This window comes from Martinezella sp. CNPSo 3795 (genome assembly GCF_057784475.1).
The window spans coordinates 1-18,614 of sequence record NZ_JBXSOQ010000009.1; the positions used below are offsets into that span (position 1 = coordinate 1).

13 protein-coding genes are annotated in these 18,614 nt (G+C 59.8%); 1 reads left to right on the plus strand and 12 read right to left on the minus strand.

From position 1 onward, the window contains the following. Together mfd and AC13QY_RS22545 are read right to left on the minus strand one after the other, a co-directional pair. Positions 1-3,368: transcription-repair coupling factor (gene mfd, locus AC13QY_RS22540; protein WP_488493943.1), on the minus strand; the 3,368-nt coding region annotated here is incomplete at its 3' end. Then, positions 3,365-3,679: an FAD assembly factor SdhE gene (locus AC13QY_RS22545; protein ID WP_113333761.1), complete on the minus strand. Its 315-nt coding sequence runs from the start codon at positions 3,677-3,679 to the stop codon at positions 3,365-3,367. The genes mfd and AC13QY_RS22545, both read right to left, overlap by 4 nt. Positions 3,680-3,852: 173 nt before the next feature. Here AC13QY_RS22545 and recG point away from each other — a divergent pair, with 173 nt between their 5' ends. Further along, entirely contained in the window at positions 3,853-5,958 is a 2,106-nt protein-coding gene (gene recG / locus AC13QY_RS22550) for an ATP-dependent DNA helicase RecG (protein WP_488493944.1), read from the plus strand. A gap of 44 nt (positions 5,959-6,002) precedes the next feature. Here recG and AC13QY_RS22555 read toward each other — a convergent pair whose 3' ends face one another. The 10 genes from AC13QY_RS22555 to AC13QY_RS22600 form a co-directional block, all read right to left on the minus strand. Beyond that, complete coding sequence (locus AC13QY_RS22555) at positions 6,003-7,490, minus strand: esterase-like activity of phytase family protein (RefSeq protein WP_233788714.1); 1,488 nt, start codon at positions 7,488-7,490, stop codon at positions 6,003-6,005. A 237-nt stretch (positions 7,491-7,727) separates the two neighbouring features. Beyond that, positions 7,728-8,429: a DUF502 domain-containing protein gene (locus AC13QY_RS22560; RefSeq protein ID WP_113333759.1), complete on the minus strand. Its 702-nt coding sequence runs from the start codon at positions 8,427-8,429 to the stop codon at positions 7,728-7,730. 177 nt (positions 8,430-8,606) lie between these two features. Next, positions 8,607-10,433, minus strand: coding sequence for a glutamine--fructose-6-phosphate transaminase (isomerizing) (gene glmS / locus AC13QY_RS22565; RefSeq protein ID WP_113352553.1), 1,827 nt, complete (start codon positions 10,431-10,433; stop codon positions 8,607-8,609). 113 nt (positions 10,434-10,546) lie between these two features. Next, positions 10,547-11,908: a bifunctional UDP-N-acetylglucosamine diphosphorylase/glucosamine-1-phosphate N-acetyltransferase GlmU gene (gene glmU / locus AC13QY_RS22570; RefSeq protein ID WP_113389611.1), complete on the minus strand. Its 1,362-nt coding sequence runs from the start codon at positions 11,906-11,908 to the stop codon at positions 10,547-10,549. Between the two features lie 102 nt (positions 11,909-12,010). Next, on the minus strand, positions 12,011-12,757 hold the full coding sequence (locus AC13QY_RS22575; RefSeq protein ID WP_069612144.1) for a FadR/GntR family transcriptional regulator: 747 nt from the start codon (positions 12,755-12,757) through the stop codon (positions 12,011-12,013). 16 nt (positions 12,758-12,773) lie between these two features. Continuing rightward, complete coding sequence (gene yjfF / locus AC13QY_RS22580; protein WP_113352555.1) at positions 12,774-13,742, minus strand: galactofuranose ABC transporter, permease protein YjfF; 969 nt, start codon at positions 13,740-13,742, stop codon at positions 12,774-12,776. Next, a complete protein-coding gene (locus AC13QY_RS22585) occupies positions 13,739-14,767 on the minus strand; it encodes an ABC transporter permease (RefSeq protein ID WP_113389610.1) in 1,029 nt (342 codons plus the stop codon). The genes yjfF and AC13QY_RS22585 overlap by 4 nt, the downstream gene beginning before the upstream one ends. Continuing rightward, positions 14,764-16,287, minus strand: a complete 1,524-nt coding sequence (gene ytfR / locus AC13QY_RS22590; protein ID WP_113352557.1) for a galactofuranose ABC transporter, ATP-binding protein YtfR — start codon at positions 16,285-16,287, stop codon at positions 14,764-14,766. The genes AC13QY_RS22585 and ytfR overlap by 4 nt, the downstream gene beginning before the upstream one ends. A gap of 131 nt (positions 16,288-16,418) precedes the next feature. Then, the gene (ytfQ, locus tag AC13QY_RS22595; RefSeq protein WP_069612140.1) at positions 16,419-17,381 is read right to left on the minus strand and encodes a galactofuranose ABC transporter, galactofuranose-binding protein YtfQ; all 963 of its coding nucleotides are present in this window, start codon (positions 17,379-17,381) and stop codon (positions 16,419-16,421) included. Positions 17,382-17,525: 144 nt separating this feature from the next. Next, on the minus strand, positions 17,526-18,602 hold the full coding sequence (locus AC13QY_RS22600; protein ID WP_069612139.1) for a BMP family ABC transporter substrate-binding protein: 1,077 nt from the start codon (positions 18,600-18,602) through the stop codon (positions 17,526-17,528). Between the last annotated feature and the right edge of the window lie 12 nt (positions 18,603-18,614).

The window sequence follows — 18,614 nt, forward strand, 5'->3', positions numbered from 1 at the left end:
ATGTAGCCGACGAGGTTGGCGGGGTTGGGGAATTCCTTGTTGCGGAACTGAACGACGACGCCTTTCGGGCCGGCGTCGAGCTTCTCGACATTGGCGATGCGGCAGAGCGACTTGATGTAGACGATCTTAAGGAGATGCTGCACCTCCATCGGCAAGGGGCCGAAACGGTCGATCATTTCGGCGCCGAAACTGTCGATTTCCTTCAGCTCGGTGATCTCGCCGAGACGGCGGTAGAGCGCCATGCGCAGATGCAGATCGGGCACATAATCGTCGGGAATCATGACCGGCGTGCCGACGGAGATCTGCGGCGACCAGCCGGTATCCTGGATCTCGTCGATGCCCTTGACCTCGGCGACAGCCTCTTCGAGCATCTGCTGGTAGAGCTCGAAACCCACTTCCTTGATATGGCCTGACTGCTCCTCGCCGAGCAGATTGCCGGCGCCGCGGATGTCGAGATCGTGGCTTGCCAGCTGGAAGCCGGCGCCGAGCGTATCCAAGGACTGCAGCACCTTGAGCCGGCGCTCCGCCGTCGTGGTCAGTACCTTGTTGACCGGCAGGGTGAAGAGCGCAAAGGCGCGGACCTTGGAGCGACCGACGCGGCCGCGCAGCTGATAGAGCTGGGCAAGCCCGAACATATCGGCGCGGTGGACGATCAACGTATTGGCGGTCGGCACGTCGAGGCCGGATTCGACGATGGTCGTAGAGAGCAGCACGTCATAACGGCCTTCGTAGAAGGCGTTCATGATGTCTTCCAGCTCGCCAGCCGGCATCTGGCCGTGCGCGACCGCCACCTTCAGCTCAGGCACATCCGACTGCAGGAAGGCGTGGATATCGGCGAGATCAGCGAGACGCGGACAGACATAGAAGCTCTGGCCGCCGCGATAATGCTCGCGCATCAGCGTTTCGCGGATCACGAGGGAATCGAAGGGCGAGATGAAGGTGCGCACCGCCATGCGGTCGACCGGCGGCGTGGTGATGAGCGACAGCTCGCGCACACCCGTCATCGCCAACTGCAGCGTGCGCGGGATCGGCGTCGCCGACAGCGTCAGCACATGCACGTCGCTCTTCAGTTCCTTCAGACGCTCTTTGTGCTTCACGCCGAAATGCTGCTCTTCATCGATAATGAGCAGGCCGAGATTGGCAAACTGGATGCCGGCGCCGAGCAGTGCATGCGTGCCGACAACGATATCGGTCTTGCCTTCCGCCACTTCCTTCTTGGTCAGCGCCAGATCCTTGGCGCCCACCAGGCGGGATGCCTGCTGCACGCGGATCGGCAGGCCGCGGAAACGCTCGGAGAAGGTCTTGAAATGCTGCCGGGCAAGCAGGGTCGTCGGCACGACGACAGCGACCTGCACGCCGTTCATGGCAGCGACGAAGGCTGCGCGAAGCGCCACTTCCGTCTTGCCGAAACCGACGTCGCCGCAGACGAGGCGGTCCATCGGCCGGCCGGCACCAAGATCCTCGCGCACCGCCTCGATGGCGTTCATCTGGTCATCGGTCTCATCATAGGGGAAGCGCGCGGCGAATTCGTCGTAGAGCCCTTCGGGTGAGGTCAGCACCGGCGCATGGCGCGTCAGGCGCTCGGCCGCAACACGGATCAAGTCACCAGCGATATCCAGAAGGCGCTTCTTGAGCTTCGCCTTACGCATCTGCCATGCGCCGCCGCCGAGCTTGTCAAGCTGCGCCTCGGTGCCCTCGCCGCCAAAGCGCGAGAGCAGATCGATATTCTCGACCGGCAGGAACAGCTTGGCATCGTCGGCATATTGCAGCTCAAGGCAGGCATGCGGTGCACCGGCAGCCTCGATGGTCCTCAGCCCAACGAAACGGCCGATGCCATGCTCGGCATGAACGACGATCGAGCCTTCGTCCAAGCCTGCCACCTCAGAGATGAAGTCAGCGGCGCGCTTACGGCGCTTGGAACGGCGCACCATGCGGTCGCCGAGAATATCCTGCTCGCCGATGACGATGAGATCGCCAGCCTCGAAGCCGGCTTCGAGGCTGAGTACGGCGGCAGCCGCCTCACCCTTCGCCAGGCCGCTGAGATCCTTGAAGGCCTCGATGGTCTTGACGCGCGCCAACCCATGTTCGGAAAGCACCTGCAGCAGGCGATCGAGCGAACCTTCGGTCCAGGCGGATATGAGCACCTTGCCGCCTGCCGCCCGCTTGTCGGCAATATGCTTGACGACCGCGTCAAAGACGTTGATGCGCTCGCTGTCGGCGCCATCGGTGGCGGAGCGCGCCCAGCGCGGCCCTTGGCGGGCATCAAGCTCGATGACGCGACGCGCCTCACCCTCATGTTCGTTGAAGGGCGAGATGCGGATGGCGCCGAAGGCGTCGAGCGCATTGCCGAAGGCCTTGCCGTCGAGATAGAGCTGACCCGGCGTGACCGGTTTATAGGGCGTGCCCTGCGCCATCTGTCCCTTGGTCTGCTGGCCGGAATTCAGGCGGGCATCGTAATAATCGAAGACGAGCTTGGAGCGCTCCTCGGCCGCCTCGCGCACGGTGTGATCCGTGACCAAGCGGAAGCCCTTGAGATAGTCGAAAACCGTCTCAAGCTTCTCATAGAAGAGCGGCAGCCAATGTTCCATACCGGCGTATCGCCGACCTTCGGATACGGCGAGATAGAGCGCATCATCGCGCGTAGCGGCGCCAAAGGCGGAGAGATAGCTCTTGCGGAAGCGGCTGATCGTATCCGGCGTCAGCGTCACTTCGCTCATCGGATTGAGATCGAGCGAACGCACCTGCCCAGTTGTACGCTGGCTTGCCTGATCGAAGCTGCGAATGCTCTCCAGCGTATCGCCGAAGAAATCCAGGCGCACCGGCTCTTCCGTGCCGGGAACGAAGACATCGAGAATGCCGCCGCGCACCGCATATTCACCGACTTCACGTACCGTTGCGACGCGATCGAAACCGTTGCGCTCCAGGCGGGCCGCGATGTCATCCATCCGCACCTGATTGCCGGGACGGGCCGAGAACGCCAGGCTCTCGATAATGTCCTGTGGCGCCACCTTCTGCAGCATAGCGTTGACGGTCACCAGCACGATGGCTGCATGCGGCTTGCGATGATGCGCGATCAGGCCGGACAAAGCCGCCAAGCGCCGCGCCGAGGTGTCGGAGCTTGGGGAAACGCGGTCGTAGGGAAGGCAATCCCAGGCCGGCAGGGTGAGAACCGGGATTTCGGGCGCGATGAAGCCGAGCATCTGTTCGACATCGGCCATGTGCTGGCCGTCAGACATGACATAGGCAATCGGTTGGCCGGCCTTTGCCATTTCGGCAATCAGGAACGGCTCCAGGCCAGCCGGAACATGACCGATCGTCATCGGCTCGCTGGCGGCGAGCAGCTTCTTCGCGTCGAAACCGGGGATCATTTCGTCAATCCGAACCTTTCGGCGATCTCTTCGAAATCGGGCTTGTAGGAGGCCAGGCGCTCAAAGAGAGGCGTCTGCAAATGCTGCGGCGTCGGCTGGCTGCCGAGAATCCATTTGAGGAGATCGTTGTCCTCTTCAGCCATGATGCGCTCAAGCTCGTCGAGATCGGCCTCGGAAAGGCCTGGCAGCTCATTATCGGCAAACTGGCCGAAGACCAGATCCATCTCGCGGATGCCGCGATGCCAGCAACGGAAAAGGATGCGCCGACGGCGAGGATCGAGATCGGCACTGCTGAGGGTCAGCCCAGTCATCAAAAACACCTTTATGTTGATGCGTCTCTATAAAACCAGCGCTCACAGGTGGGAACCGGTTTTTAAGAAAAAAGCACCTGCGATGCAATTTTCCGGGGAGTGTCGGGCTCAAAGGGATCGAGTTCTCCGCTGCCCCTTGCCAAATGCGCCCTGCCCGTCGCATTTTGCCGGCCATGCGTCCCGCTATCCTCGACCCGCTGTTTGCCTCCATCTCTTCGCTGCCCGGCGTCGGGCCGAAGGTATCCGAGCTGCTGGTAAAGCTGCTCGACCGCGAAACGATCGACGATTGTCGGGTCATCGACCTCATTTTCCACGCGCCGCATTCGATCATCGACCGACGCGAGCAGCCCGGTATCGCGAGGGCGCCGCAGGGCGCCATCGTCACCATTACCGGCCGTGTCGACCGTCATCAGCCGCCGCCGAATGCGCGTAGCAACGTTCCCTATCGCGTCTATCTGCACGACGAGACCGGAGAATTGGCGCTGGTCTTCTTCCGGGGTAAGGCGCAATGGCTCGAAAAGCAGCTGCCGATCGACGAGACGGTCACCGTCAGCGGCAAGGTCGACTGGTTCAACGGCCGCCCATCCATGGTGCATCCGGATTACATCATGCGCGAGAGTGAAGCGGAAAACCTGCCGCTCGTCGAACCGGTCTATCCGCTAACCGCCGGCCTCACGCCGAAGTTCCTGCGCAAGACCATCGAGGCGGCGCTGCCGCGCATTCCGCAGCTGCCTGAGTGGGATGATATAACCCTTACGCAGAGGCAGGGCTTTCCCTCGATCTCCGATAGCTTCCACATGCTGCATGCGCCGAGAGATGCGGCCGATATCGATCCGCAATCTCCCGCGCGCCGCCGGCTTGCCTATGATGAATTCCTGGCGGGGCAATTATCGCTTTCGTTGGTGCGCCAAAGGCTGCGCAAGGTTGCGGGGCAGCCGGTGCATGCAACTGGAGAAATCAGCCGCAAGATACTGGAATCCCTGCCCTTCTCGATGACGAACAGCCAACGTGAAGCGGTTGCCGATATTCTCAAGGATATGGCGGGCACTGAGCGCATGCTTCGGCTGCTGCAGGGTGATGTCGGCGCGGGAAAGACACTGGTGGCACTGATGGCGATTGCCGCCGTGATCGAAAGCGGCGGCCAGGCCGTGCTGATGGCGCCGACCGAAATTCTGGCTCGCCAGCATCATGCAACGATTTCAAAATTCGCAGCGAGTGCAAACCTTTCCGTCGAAGTTCTCACAGGCCGCACAAAGGGACGCGAGCGGGATGCGATCCTCGAGCGCATTGCTTCCGGGGAAGCACAGATCATCATCGGCACGCATGCTCTCTTCCAGGACAGCGTCGCCTATGCCAACCTCATGCTGGCTGTGGTCGACGAGCAGCACCGCTTCGGCGTTCACCAACGCCTGCGCCTGACCGCGAAGGGCATCTCGCCGCATATGCTCGTTATGACCGCAACGCCCATACCGCGAACGCTGGTGCTCGCCGCCTTCGGCGATATGGACGTTTCGAAGCTCACTGAGAAGCCGGCGGGACGCAAGCCGATCCAGACGATCACCATTCCGAACGAGCGAACCGGCGACATCGTCGCGCGCCTGAGAAGTGCGCTATCCGAAGGTAAAAAAGCCTATTGGATATGCCCACTTGTGGAGGAATCCGAAGAATCCGATTTAATGTCGGTCGAAGAGCGTTACGAGACGCTGACGAGAGCGCTCGGGTCTGGCATCGGCCTCATCCATGGCCGGATGAGCGGCCCGGAAAAAGACGCCGTGATGATGGCCTTCAAGAATGGCGAGATCCGCCTGCTGGTCGCCACGACCGTCGTCGAAGTGGGCGTCGATGTCCCCGACGCGACCATCATGGTCATCGAACATGCCGAGCGTTTTGGCCTAGCGCAGCTTCACCAATTGCGCGGACGCGTCGGTCGCGGTGACGAAGCCTCGACCTGTATTCTTCTCTACAAAGGCCCCCTCGGTGAAACCGGGCATGCACGGCTGTCGATCATGCGCGAGACGGAAGACGGCTTCCGCATTGCCGAGGAGGATTTGAAGCTGCGCGGCGAAGGCGAGCTTCTCGGCACGCGCCAGTCCGGAACACCAGGCTTCCGCATCGCCAGCCTGGAAGCCCATGCCGATCTTCTGGAAATTGCCCGCAAGGATGCCGCCTATCTCATTGAGCGCGATCCGGAGCTCACCAGCGAGCGTGGCAGTGCGGTACGCACCCTGCTCTATCTCTTCCGTCGCGACGAGGCGATCCGGTTCCTGCGAGCGGGGTGAGCGGATGGACGCGTTAGCCGCGTCCATCCCTGTCTCTCACGACATTACTTTGCGGCGAGGCCGGGAATGGTGACCTGGAACACCTGGAACATGGTGTCGACATCGGCACCGCTTTCATCCTTGTAGGCGGCTCCGACCTGGAAACCGTCCTGGGTGATGAAGTCGTTATCATTGGCAACGAACAGGAAGTAGTCGTCGGGCAGCTTCGGATCCTGAACGCTGACGATCGACATGGCCTCCCACTTTTCCGAGAGGTTGTTACGGTCGTTCGGCGCGCCATTGTGCAGACCGAAGCGCGCAAGATCGGCGCTGTCGTTGATGTCGATGAACTGGCTGACGACAGCCGGCTTGACGGAGGGATCAAGAACGCCCTTTGGCGCGACAGCCGTGTCGCCGTCGAACTTGCCGCCGGCAATATCGGTGGCAGCGGACACATCGACGGCAACGATGCTACGATAGAGCGACTTATCGCCCTTCTGGCCATAACCATTGTTGCTGTCGCGCGCCAGCATCAGGAAGCTTGTCGGTGAGAGTGCCACGATTTCGCTTTGCGCGGCGACGGCCGTCTTGCCCTTTTCATTGGTAAAGACAGGCAAAGGCACGACATATTCGTGCACCAGTTTCAGATGGTCGAGATCGGCGGCATCATAGACCAGGGCGCGTGTATTCTGCCTGGTAGAGCTGGAATCGCCACCGTCCTGGCGGGTCGCGGACTGAAGCACGACAATCAGGAACTTGCCGTCCGGCGTCAGGGACATCCCCTCGAAGCCCTGATTATTTTGGCGCCCGCTGGTCGGATCCTTCGGATCGGGCGCGGCTTCACCGGGACCGGGATTGTTCGAGGAAAAATTCACGGCGCCGTGGCGCATTGGCAGATACGCCGCCGGCGGTGCCGTGGCCGAGATCATGCGCCCGTCTGCCGAGAAGCGATAGATGTAAGGACCGTATTCGTCACTGATGAACATCGAACCGTCGGGCAGCCGAGCAATAGCTTCGTTATCGAGCGAGATCTTGCCGTTCGGTGCCTGCGGCAAAAGCGGCATACCGCTTTCTGCCTGGCGAACGCCGTTGGCGGGGTCGAGGCCGGTGGTTTCGTTGCCCTTGTTGTCTTTCAAAAGCAGAGTATCCGCGAGCTTGGCCTCGACGCCCGACTGTTCCTGGCCGGCCGGCGGCGTCGCGCCGGGAGCGACCGGAGTCAGCTTGATATCGATGGTGTTGAGACGTCCGCGATAATCGGTGGTGCCGGCGACATTATAGCCGCGGTCCGGCAGCAGCCAGAGCGAACCCTTATAGGTGCCGTCGGCATTGCGGACCCAGCTCTTGGTGTCGATCGACATTCCCGAACCGGAACCGAAGGTCTCGCCGAACTTGTCGCGCAGATTGGCGGGGATACGACCGACCGCGACACGTCCCTTGTTGACGAGCGTCACGCCCTGGACTGCGATGGAATTATCAGCAAGCGCCGCGACTGGTGCGGAAAAAACAAATGCTGCCAGCGCGGCCGACAACAGCGGCAAGCTCTTCGAATGCATATATTTCAAGACAATATCCTCCAGTGAAAATATGTATGGAGACAATGAGATCCATCTCCGACCCGCTCTCAAGCCGCGTCGAAAAACAACAGCCGGGGTCGAAACTCCGAATGTTCGATGATGAGATGCATCCGATTGCCTGTCCCGTAGGACGATCTAAGGCGTCAATATGATAGAGACATGACAGCTCGCGTGATACGCGAGGCCAGGCAACCTACGACAGGAACGGGAGCGTTTCTAAGTCAGCGATTTTATCGGAACGGGCCTGGGCAGCCCCTTCGCCGCGATGAGCTCTTCCTTGTATTCGGGCGATACAAGTCCGCCCGAGATCAGCAGTTTGGCGCCATCCTCCGGGCTCATGTCGAGCACCGTGATCTTTTCGCGTGGAACGAAAACCAGAAAGCCGGCCGTGGGCACAGGTGTCGGCGGCAGAAAGACCGCCACCATGTCCTGACCCATGGCATTGAATTTCGAAGCAATCTCACCCTTGGCATCGGTCGATATGAATACCATGGACCAGAGGCCTGGGCTTGGATATTCGATCAGCCCGACCTTCTTGAAGGATGTGCCCTGCTCTTTCAACACAGTCTCGAAGATCTGTTTGACGCTCTTATAGATGGTCCGCACCAGCGGCACGCGGTTGACGATCGACTCCCCGAAGCGGACGATGCTCTGGCCAATCAGGTTCTTGGCGAGGAAACCAACGATCGTGATGAAGATCATCGCGATCACCAGGCCGGTCCCCGGAACGGCGAAGTTCAGATAGCTTTCAGGATCGTAGCGCGCGGGAATATAGGGGCGAACCCAGCTATCGGCCCAATGAACGACGGACCAGGTCAGCCACAGGGTAATGGCGATCGGGGCGCAGATAATCAGGCCGGCCAGGAAATTGTTTCTGATCCGCGTGGTTACGGACATTTTGATGAGTTTTTCAGTCATTCGCCGCTCGAAAACTCCGTTCCGCCGCCTACTGCTACCCGGCAAATCCTCCCCACCATCTCAGAATGGGAATCGTGCCAGAAATCAGTGCGGCATACAACCCGCCAGCTGCGTCCGCGAGCCGAACAAACGTCCGGCTCACGATGACGTGACGGCAAATGCGGGACGGAAGTTGTCCTATTCCACGGTGACCGATTTAGCGAGATTGCGCGGCTGATCGACGTCCGTGCCCATGAAGACGGCCGTATGATAGGCAAGCAATTGAATCGGCAGCGAGAATATGATCGGGGCGATGATCTCGTCGACGACGGGCAAGGTGATGGTCGCCATGGTCGGCAATGTCGAGGCTGCCGCACCAAGCTCATCCGTGATGAAGATGATTCGGCCGCCGCGTGCTGCCACTTCCTGCATGTTGGAAACGGTCTTGTCAAAGAAGCGGTCATGCGGAGCAATGACGATGACGGGCATATTCTCGTCGATCAGCGCGATCGGCCCGTGCTTCAATTCGCCGGCCGCATAGCCCTCTGCGTGGATATAAGAGATTTCCTTCAGCTTCAGCGCGCCTTCCATGGCGAGCGGGAAGCTGGTGCCGCGACCGAGATAGAGCACATCCTTGAACTTCGAGATTTCGCGCGACAGGCTTTCCATCTGCGGCTGGATGATATTCAGCACATTCGCCATGATACGCGGCATCTCGACGAGATGGCGCACCATTTCCTGTTCATCCTTGGCGCTGACCGTGCCGCGAGCAACGCCCGCTCCGATCGCGAGCGATGCGAGAACCGCAAGCTGGCAGGTGAAAGCCTTCGTCGAGGCGACGCCGATCTCGGGACCAGCCAGGATCGGAAACACCGCGTCGGACTCACGCGCGATGGTCGATTCCCTGACGTTGACCACGGCGCCGATCTTCAGGCCGTTGTCCCGGCAATAGCGCAGCGAAGCCAAGGTATCCGCGGTCTCGCCGGATTGGGAAATGAACAGCGCCGCTTGCGACGGCGACAACGGCATTTCGCGATAGCGGAATTCTGAGGCCACATCGATTTCGACCGGAAGACGCGCATAGCGCTCGAACCAGTATTTGCCGATCAGGCCGGCAAGATAGGCGGTGCCGCAAGCCGAAATTGCAAGGCCGGACACGCCGCCGAAATCTATGGCCGAGACATCCGGGCGCACGCGATGGCTGGCGAAATCGATATAGTGGCTGAGCGCATGGGAAATGACTTCCGGCTGCTCGTAGATTTCCTTTTCCATGAAGTGGCGATGATTGCCCTTATCGACCACATAGGCGGTCGCTTGGGAAATCTGCCGCGGCCGGCTCACTTCCTTGCCGCTGAAATCGAGAATGGTCGCGCCGGCATGGCTAACGATGGCGCAGTCACCATCGACGAGATAGGTGATTTCGTTGGTGAAAGGCGCAAGTGCGATGGCATCCGAGCCGAGGAACATCTCGCCCTTGCCGTAGCCGACCGCAAGTGGCGGGCCAGAACGCGCCGCCATCAGCGTGCCGGGATCGTTTTGAAACATCACGGCCAATGCATAGGCGCCCGTCACACGGTTCAGCATTTTCAGCATGGCCGAACGTGCGTCCAGGCCTTCGCGAACGTATTTCGCCAATAGATGAGCGACAACTTCCGTATCCGTTTGCGAGGCAAATTCCTGGCCTTCGGCCTTCAGTTCTTCGCGCAGCTCGGAGAAGTTCTCGATAATGCCATTGTGGACGACAGCAACACCTTCGACGAAATGCGGATGGGCATTGGTTTCATTCGGAACGCCGTGGGTTGCCCAACGCGTATGTGCAATGCCGGTCGTGCCGGGCAAAGGATCCGACTCGAGGCGCTTTTCCAGATTGAACAGCTTTCCCTCCGCGCGGCGGCGATCCATCACGCCGTCGTGGATCGTCGCAACTCCCGCCGAATCATAGCCGCGGTACTCGAGCCGCCGCAGCGCGTCCACCAAGCGCTCCGCCACAGGCTTCGTTCCGACGATCCCCACAATACCGCACATACAGCTCTCCGTCTGGCCTCAGATATGAGGGCAAGTCCTAATCATTCCTGCGATTTTCTCAATTGCCGTCACGGTCACTTTCGATTTCTGACCGTTACGTCGACACGCGAGTTTTAGTGGCCGCCCTTCTTCGCTGCCTTGATGGCAAGAGCTCGCTCGCGGATTGCCTTGGCTCGCTCTGGCTTTACTTCCTGGCGAGCCCGGCCAAAAGCCAGCGCGTCGGCCGGAACATCATCGGTGATGACACTGCCGGAAGCAATATATGCGCCGTCGCCGATGCGGATGGGCGCGACCAGCGATGAGTTGGAACCGACGAAAGCATTGGCGCCAATATGCGTCTCATGTTTGTTGACCCCATCATAGTTGCAGGTAATCGTGCCAGCGCCGATATTGCTGCCGGCGCCGATCGTCGCATCGCCGATGTAGGTCAGGTGATTGACCTTGGCACCCTCGCCGATCTTGCCGTTCTTGACCTCGCAGAAATTGCCGACCTTGGCACCGCCGGCGAGATCCGCGCCCGGACGCAGCCGCGCAAAGGGCCCAACCGTCGCGCCGGCGCTGACATGGGCGCCCTCAATATGCGAGAAGGCATGGATGACCGCGCCGCCGTCGATCACCGCACCGGGACCGAAGACGACATTCGGTTCGATCAACGCATCCTGGCCGATCACGGTGTCATAGGCGAGGAACACGGTTTCTGGCGCCACCATGGTCACGCCCGACAGCATAAGCTCCTGCCGGCGCCGCTCCTGCCAGAGGCGCTCGATAAAGGCGAGCTCGGCCCGGTTGTTGCAGCCGGTCATTTCAACCTCGGGCGCATCGACCGCAACGGCGCGGCCGCCCAGCGAGCGGGCGATCTCGACGAGATCGGTGAGATAATATTCGCCCTTGGCATTGTTGTTGTCGATGCGGTCAAGAAGCTCCAGCGCCTTGCGGCCATTGATCGCCATCAGCCCGCTATTGCACCACTTTATCGCCAGTTCGGCATCGGTGGCGTCCTTGGCTTCTCGAATGGCGATCAGTTCGCCATCCTTGACCAGCAAGCGGCCATAGACGTTGGGATGCTCCGTATGAAAGCCGATGACGACGATGTCATTGCCATCGGCCAGTCCCTGGCGGGCCGCACGAAGCGGCACATCGGTCAGCAGAGGGACGTCTCCATAGGCAACGATAATATCATCATATCCGCGGGCAATCGCCTCGCGCGCCGCCAACACGGCATGGCCCGTGCCGAGCCGCTCCTTCTGCAGATAGGATTCGACGGCAATATCGCCAATCGATGCTGCCGCGCTGACCTCATCCGCATCGCGCCCGACCACCAGAGCCGCCGCTGAAATCCCGGTCCTGGCGATCGCCTCCATGACATGAGCGATCATCGGACGCCCAGCAATCGGGTGCAGGACCTTCGACATCGACGACTTCATGCGGGTACTGTCGCCGGCGGCGAGGATGATGGCGAGGCAGCTGCGTTCCATTTCAAGCTCCGAGATATACGGTCAAGCGCCGCCCGGGGGCCGGGCGACTCCCCTCATATCAACAAGTCGAGCGATGAACCACGGCGAAATTGAAGGCGACCTTCAGGCTTCGGCAAGGGCCTCGAAAGCTTCGAGAACATGTTGGCGCCCATCGATGATCACAAATTCCATCGCCTTATGGGCCGAAAGGCCGTCACGCGCCGCTATCGCGTCCACTATGGCCATATGCGTATCCGCAATATTGGCGAAGCCATTGGTTGAAGGCGGTGCGCTCATGCGGAACATGCCGACGAGTGCGGCTTCGATAAGTCCGCCCAGCGATCGCATGAATGGGTTCTGCGAAGCCTCCGTAATTGCCAGGTGGAAATGCAGATCGGCGACCGCGAGGCTATCGGAGGTATGATGCGGCGCTGCCATGGCAGCGGCAAGACTGCGGAGCAGTTCGATGTCCTCTCGACTGGCCCTTTCCGCCACGAGGCTTGCGGCAAAAGGCTCGAATGCCATGCGTATATCGTAAAGATGGAGAAGGAACTCCTTGTTGACGCCGCTTTCGAAATGCCAGTTGAGCACCTCGTTGTCGAACATGTTCCAATGGATCTTCTCGGTGACGCGCGTGCCGACGCGCGCACGCGGCACCACAAGCCCCTTTGCGGCCAAAGTCTTCATACTCTCACGCAGGACCGTGCGCGATACCTTGAATCGTTGCAGAAGCTCGCTGTCGCCAGGAAGAATGCTTCCGATCGGAAACGCGCCGGAGACGATCGCCTTGCCCAGCTCATCGACCACCTGAGCGTGGCTCGTGCGCGATTTTCCCTCTGATTTTCCGGTCTCAAGCAATCGGTCGCGCAAGCGCTCTGTCCCTCCCTCAGGCATATCGTCGATTCAAGCGGGAAAGCAGCAGGAGACCCTTCTGCATCAGAATAAAGGCAAACAGCAACAAGCCGATCAATATCTTCGTCCACCAGCTGGAAAGCGTTCCATCGAAGGTGATGTAGGTCTGAATCAAGCCCTGTATGAGAATTCCGATGAGTGTTCCTCCGACGAACCCCGCTCCTCCCGTCAGCAGTGTTCCGCCTATAACCACGGCAGCGATCGCATCGAGTTCGACGCCGACTGTAGCAAGCGAATATCCCGCCGAGGTATAAATGGAAAAAACGATTCCGGATAGACCGGCGAGAAAGCCGGACAGAGCGTAGATCTGGATCGTCGTTCTTCCCACGGGCACGCCCATCAGTTCCGCGGTCTGCGCCCCCCCACCCAGCGCGTAGACATTGGCACCGAAACGGGTGCGATGCGCCAGCACGATGCCGCCGGCAAAGACGAGTAGCATGAGACTGCCGATCAAGGTCAGCCGGCCGCCGCCGGGCATCAGCCAATAGAGATCGTTGAGCTGAGAGTAGAAATCATGCTCTATCGGAATGCTGTCGATCGACAGCACGAAGGCGATGCCCCGCGCCAGGAACATGCCGGCCAGCGTCACGATAAAGGGCGGCATGCTGAGATAGTGGATGATGGCGCCCATGCCGGCGCCAAAAATTGTCGTGATCACGAGGACCAGAGCGAAAGCGATCAAGGGATGGATCGTGGTATCGCGAAGGACGATCGCCAGGAACACGCCGGTAAAGGCAATGACCGATCCGATGGACAGATCAATTCCGCCGGAGATGATGACGAATGTCATGCCGACAGCTGCGATACCGAGAAAGGCATTATCGGTCAAAAGGTTGCCGATCACGCGTGTCGACAGCATGTTGGGATACTGTGTCACGCAGCCGGCATAAGCCAGAATGAAGATGACGATGGTCGCAAGCAGCGGGAGATATTTCGAATTCACTTTGCCTGCTCCTTTTGCACCATCTGCCCCTCGGCGCGCCGGCGCCAGAAGAATGCAGTTGCAGACTGCATGGCGGGGGATTGGATGACCAGAATGACGATGACGATGATCGCCTTGATCACCAGATTGAACTCCGGCGGAAAGCCGGAGAGCAGGATGCCCGTATTGACCGATTGAATGATCATCGCGCCGATCAGCGAACCGACGATGCTGAAACGGCCGCCAAGCAGCGAATTGCCACCAACCACGACCGCAAGGATCGCATCCAGCTCAAGCCACAGACCGGCATTGTTGGCGTCCGCACCCTTGATATCGGCCGTGACGATGATGCCGGCGATGGAGGCACAAAGGCCGCTCAATGCGTAAACAGCGATGAGCAGGACCGGGGTCCGGATACCGGACAAGGTGCTTGCCCGGCGATTGATGCCAATGGCTTCGACCAGCATTCCGAGAGCTGTGCGCCGCACCAGAGCAATCACCAGAAGCGCAGCGACAAGCCAGATCACGACAGGCATCGGCAGGGCGGCGAAGGAGCCGCTGCCAAGGAAGATCAGCCCGTCATTGTTGAAGGTGAGGATCGCGCCTTCAGTGATCAATTGCGCGATGCCGCGGCCCGCCACCATCAGCACCAGCGTCGCGATGATGGGCTGGATATCGAGTACAGCGACGAGGAATCCGTTCCAGAGGCCACATGCCAGACCGATGCCGATCGTCAAGAGCAGCGTATAGGAAAGCGAGTAGCCGGCAACAATCGAGGAAGCCGCGACAGCGCCGCAAATCGCGATGACCGCCCCGACGGACAGATCGATCCCTTTCGTGGCGATGACCAGCGTCATGCCAATGGCGAGCAGCGCTACCGGCGCACCACGATTGAGTACGTCTACCAAGCTCCCGTAGAGTCTTCCGTTCTGAACTTCCAGATGAAAGAAATGCGGGAACATGATGAAATTCAACAGAAGAATAACCGCGAGTGCAATGAACTGAGGCATCAGCCGAAGCAAGGAGGTTTTGATTGGCGAGCTCATGCGTCCTCCCGCGTCTTTTGAGCCGTGGCGATAGCCTCGACGATATTTCCGGCCGTTATCTCACTGCCGGTCAACTCAGCAATATGTTCGCGGTCGCGCAGGACGATGACTCGCGAACTATAGGCGACAAGCTCCTCGAGTTCGGATGAAATGACCACCAGGGACATTCCCTGCCGGCAAAGATCCTCGATCAATCGGATGATTTCCGCATGGGCACCGACATCGATGCCGCGCGTCGGTTCATCCAGGATGAGGAAGCTCGGATTGGTTGCCAGCCAGCGGGCAAGTATGGCTTTCTGCTGGTTACCGCCTGAAAGGAGCCTGATCGGCTTTTCCCGGTCGGTCGTGCGGATATCCAACGCCTTGATATAGCGATCGGCGATGGCGTTCTGCTCGCTGCGCGGCAATGGCCTTGCCCAGCCCCGCCTTGCCTGCAGCGCCATGACGATATTTTCGCGAATGGAGAGATCACCGATAATCCCATCGGTCTTGCGATCTTCCGGGCAAAAGCCGAAGCCGCTCTTGATCGCGGCGCGCGGACTGGAAAGTGCAATGGGCTTGCCTTCGATCTTCGCCTCGCCGCTGTCGGCGCGCTCAACGCCGAAGAGCACTTCGGCGGTCTCCGTCCGCCCCGAGCCGAGCAGGCCGGCAATGCCGACCACTTCGCCGACGCGCACCTCCATGTCGAACGGCTTGATCTTGCCGCGCTTGCCGAAATTCGTGAAGTGATATTTGATCGGGCCGCTTTCCGTCTCGCTCTGCTTGATCGTGCTTTCAGTCTCGGCGAGTTCGCGGCCAAGCATCATGGCGATCAGGGTCTGCCGCGGAAGACCGTCCGCCTCGCGCGTGCCGACCAGCCGGCCGTTGCGGAGAACGGTGATGCGATCGCAGATTTCGTAAACCTGCTCCAGGAAATGCGTAATGAAGACAATTCCGAGCCCGCGCTGTTTCAATCGCCTGACGACACCGAACAGCATCTCGACTTCATGCGTATCCAGGCTCGCAGTGGGCTCATCGAGAATGAGCACCTTGCCAGAGAGATCGACCGCGCGGGCGATAGCGATCACCTGCTGTATGGCAACCGAAAAGCGATCGAGCTGGCGGCTGACATCGATATCCAAGCCATATTGTGACAGCAGATCTCTCGCCATCTTGTTCAGGACGCGGCTGGTGACCATACCGAACCGCCGCGGCTGACGACCCAGAAACAGATTTTCCGCCACGCTCAGATTGGGCAGCAGGTTCACTTCCTGGTAGACCGTTCCAATACCGAGCTTCTGAGCGGCAAGCGTATCATGCGGATCGATCTCGGCCCCGTCGAGAACCAGAGTGCCCGCATCGCGGCGATAGGCGCCGGTCATGCATTTGATCAAGGTCGATTTTCCGGCACCGTTTTCGCCGAGAAGCGCATGGACCTCGCCACGCATCAATGTGAAATCGACATGATCGAGAGCGGTCGAACCAGGGAAATATTTACAAAAACCTGTCGCCGTCAGAAGTCGCTCTACGTCGTGAGCCATGAAGCGCGAATTTCCTTGGAATGAATCAAATTGCGAAAGCGATAGCCGGCGCATTCTACGGGTGCGCCGGCATCTTGCACACGATATCGCACCGGCGCGGCATTGCCGATTCGGTGCGATGGGCTTTCGTCTTAGTAGCCGAGGTCCTTCTTCTGCTCGTAGACCTTCTGCGGATCATCGGCCTGCGTGTAGAGCTTGGATTCCGTCTGGATCCACTTCGGCGGCTCTTTCTTGGTCTTCAGGTAGGCATCGAGTGCATCGAAGGCCGGACCAGCCATGTTCGGCGTCAGCTCCACGGTTGCGTTGGCTTCACCGGCAGCCATGGCCTTGAAGAGATCCGGAACCGAATCGATCGACACGGTCAGGATGTCCTTGCCCGGCTTCAGGCCGGCTTCCTTGATCGCCTGAATGGCGCCGACGGCCATATCGTCGTTGTGAGCGTAGAGCGCGCAGATATCCTTGCCGCCGTTTTCAGCCTTCAGGAAGCTTTCCATGACTTCCTTGCCCTTGGCGCGGGTGAAGTCGCCGGTCTGGCTGCGAACGATCTTCAGGTTATCGTGGCCCTTGATGGCTTCCTCGAAGCCCTTCTTACGGGCGATGGCCGGCGAGGAACCGGTCGTGCCCTGCAACTCGACGATGTTGCACTTCTTGTCGCCGACTGTCTTCACGAGCCAGTCGCCGGCAACCTTGCCTTCATGAACCAGGTCAGACGTGACAGCCGTCAGATAAAGGTCCTTCGGCGCGGCGACCGTGCGGTCAAGCAGAATGACCGGGATCTTTGCTTCCTTGGCTTCCTTCAGAACGGCATCCCAGCCGGTTTCGACGACGGGCGCCAGCAGGATCGCATCGACACCCTGTGCGATGAACGAACGGATCGCCTTGATCTGGTTTTCCTGCTTCTGCTGCGCGTCAGCGAATTTCAGGTCGATGCCGCGCTTCTTGGCTTCCTGTTTGGTCAACGTGGTCTCAGCCGCGCGCCAGCCAGACTCCGAACCAATTTGCGAGAAGCCGACAACCAGGTCTTTAGCCGACGCCGACGTAAACATGCAGGCAGCGAGAATCGTAGCACTAACGAGTGCGGTCTTAAACTTCATGATTATCTCCCAAAGGCCATCTCCTCAGGCCCGCCGTCAAAAAATCATATAGTAATACTTTTGTAAATCGACATTCGATGATGCAGCGCAACAAAAAAGGGCGCCTGAGGCACCCTTTTCTCAACTTTAACTATTCGCCTGAGATTACTTCGAAGCCGGCAGCTTGTCGTCCACGCCTTCGATGTAGAAATTCATGCCGAGCAGCGTGCCGTCGTCAGCCTTTTCGCCGGCCTTGAGCCAGGGCGTGCCGTCCTGCTTGTTGATCGGACCGGTGAAGGGAGCCAGCTCGCCGGACTTGATCTTGGCTTCGGTTTCCTGGGCCATCTTCTTCACGTCGTCGGGCATGTTCGTATAGTCGGCCATCTTCAGGATACCGTCCTTGAGGCCGTCCCAGCTCTGTTCGGACTTCCAGGTGCCGTCGAGCAGTGCGTGAACGCGCTTGGAGTAGTAGTTGCCCCAGGTGTCGACAATCGCCGTCAGCTGTGCCTTCGGGCCAGCCTTGATCATGTCGGAGGCCTGGCCGAAAGCATGGATGCCGCGCTCTTCAGCCACCTGCATCGGCGCCGTCGTATCGGTGTGCTGCGTCAGGATATCGACGCCCTGGTCGACCATGGCCTTGGCGGCGTCAGCTTCCTTGCCCGGGTCGAACCAGGTGTTGACCCATACGACCTTCAGCTTGAAGCTCGGGTCGATCGAGCGGGCGCCCTGTTCGAAGGAGTTGATGCCCATCACGACTTCCGGAATCGGGAAGGACGCGATGTAGGCGGCACCATGGTTCTTCGACATCTTGGCGGCGATCTGACCGAGGATATAGCGGCCTTCATAGAAGCGCGAGTTGTAGGTCGCGAGATTCGGACCGCTCTTGAAGCCGGTCGCATGCTCGAACTTCACTTTCGGGAACTTGGCGGCAACCTTGACGGTCGCATCCATGAAGCCGAACGAGGTGGAGAAGATCAGCGAGCAGCCGGAGCGGGCGAGACGCTCGATGGCGCGCTCGGCGTCCGGGCCTTCCGGTACGTTTTCGAGATAAGGCGTCTCGATCTTGTTGCCGAATTCCTTCTGGATCTGCTGACGGCCGAGATCATGCGCCTGCGAATAGCCGCCGTCCGTGTGCGAACCGACATAGACGAAGCAGACCTTGGTCGGTGCTGCTTCTGCAGCGGCAGCGAAACCAACGATGGCTGCCGCTGTCGTTGTGAGGGCGAGTGCTAGTTTTTTCATGGTTACCCCTAC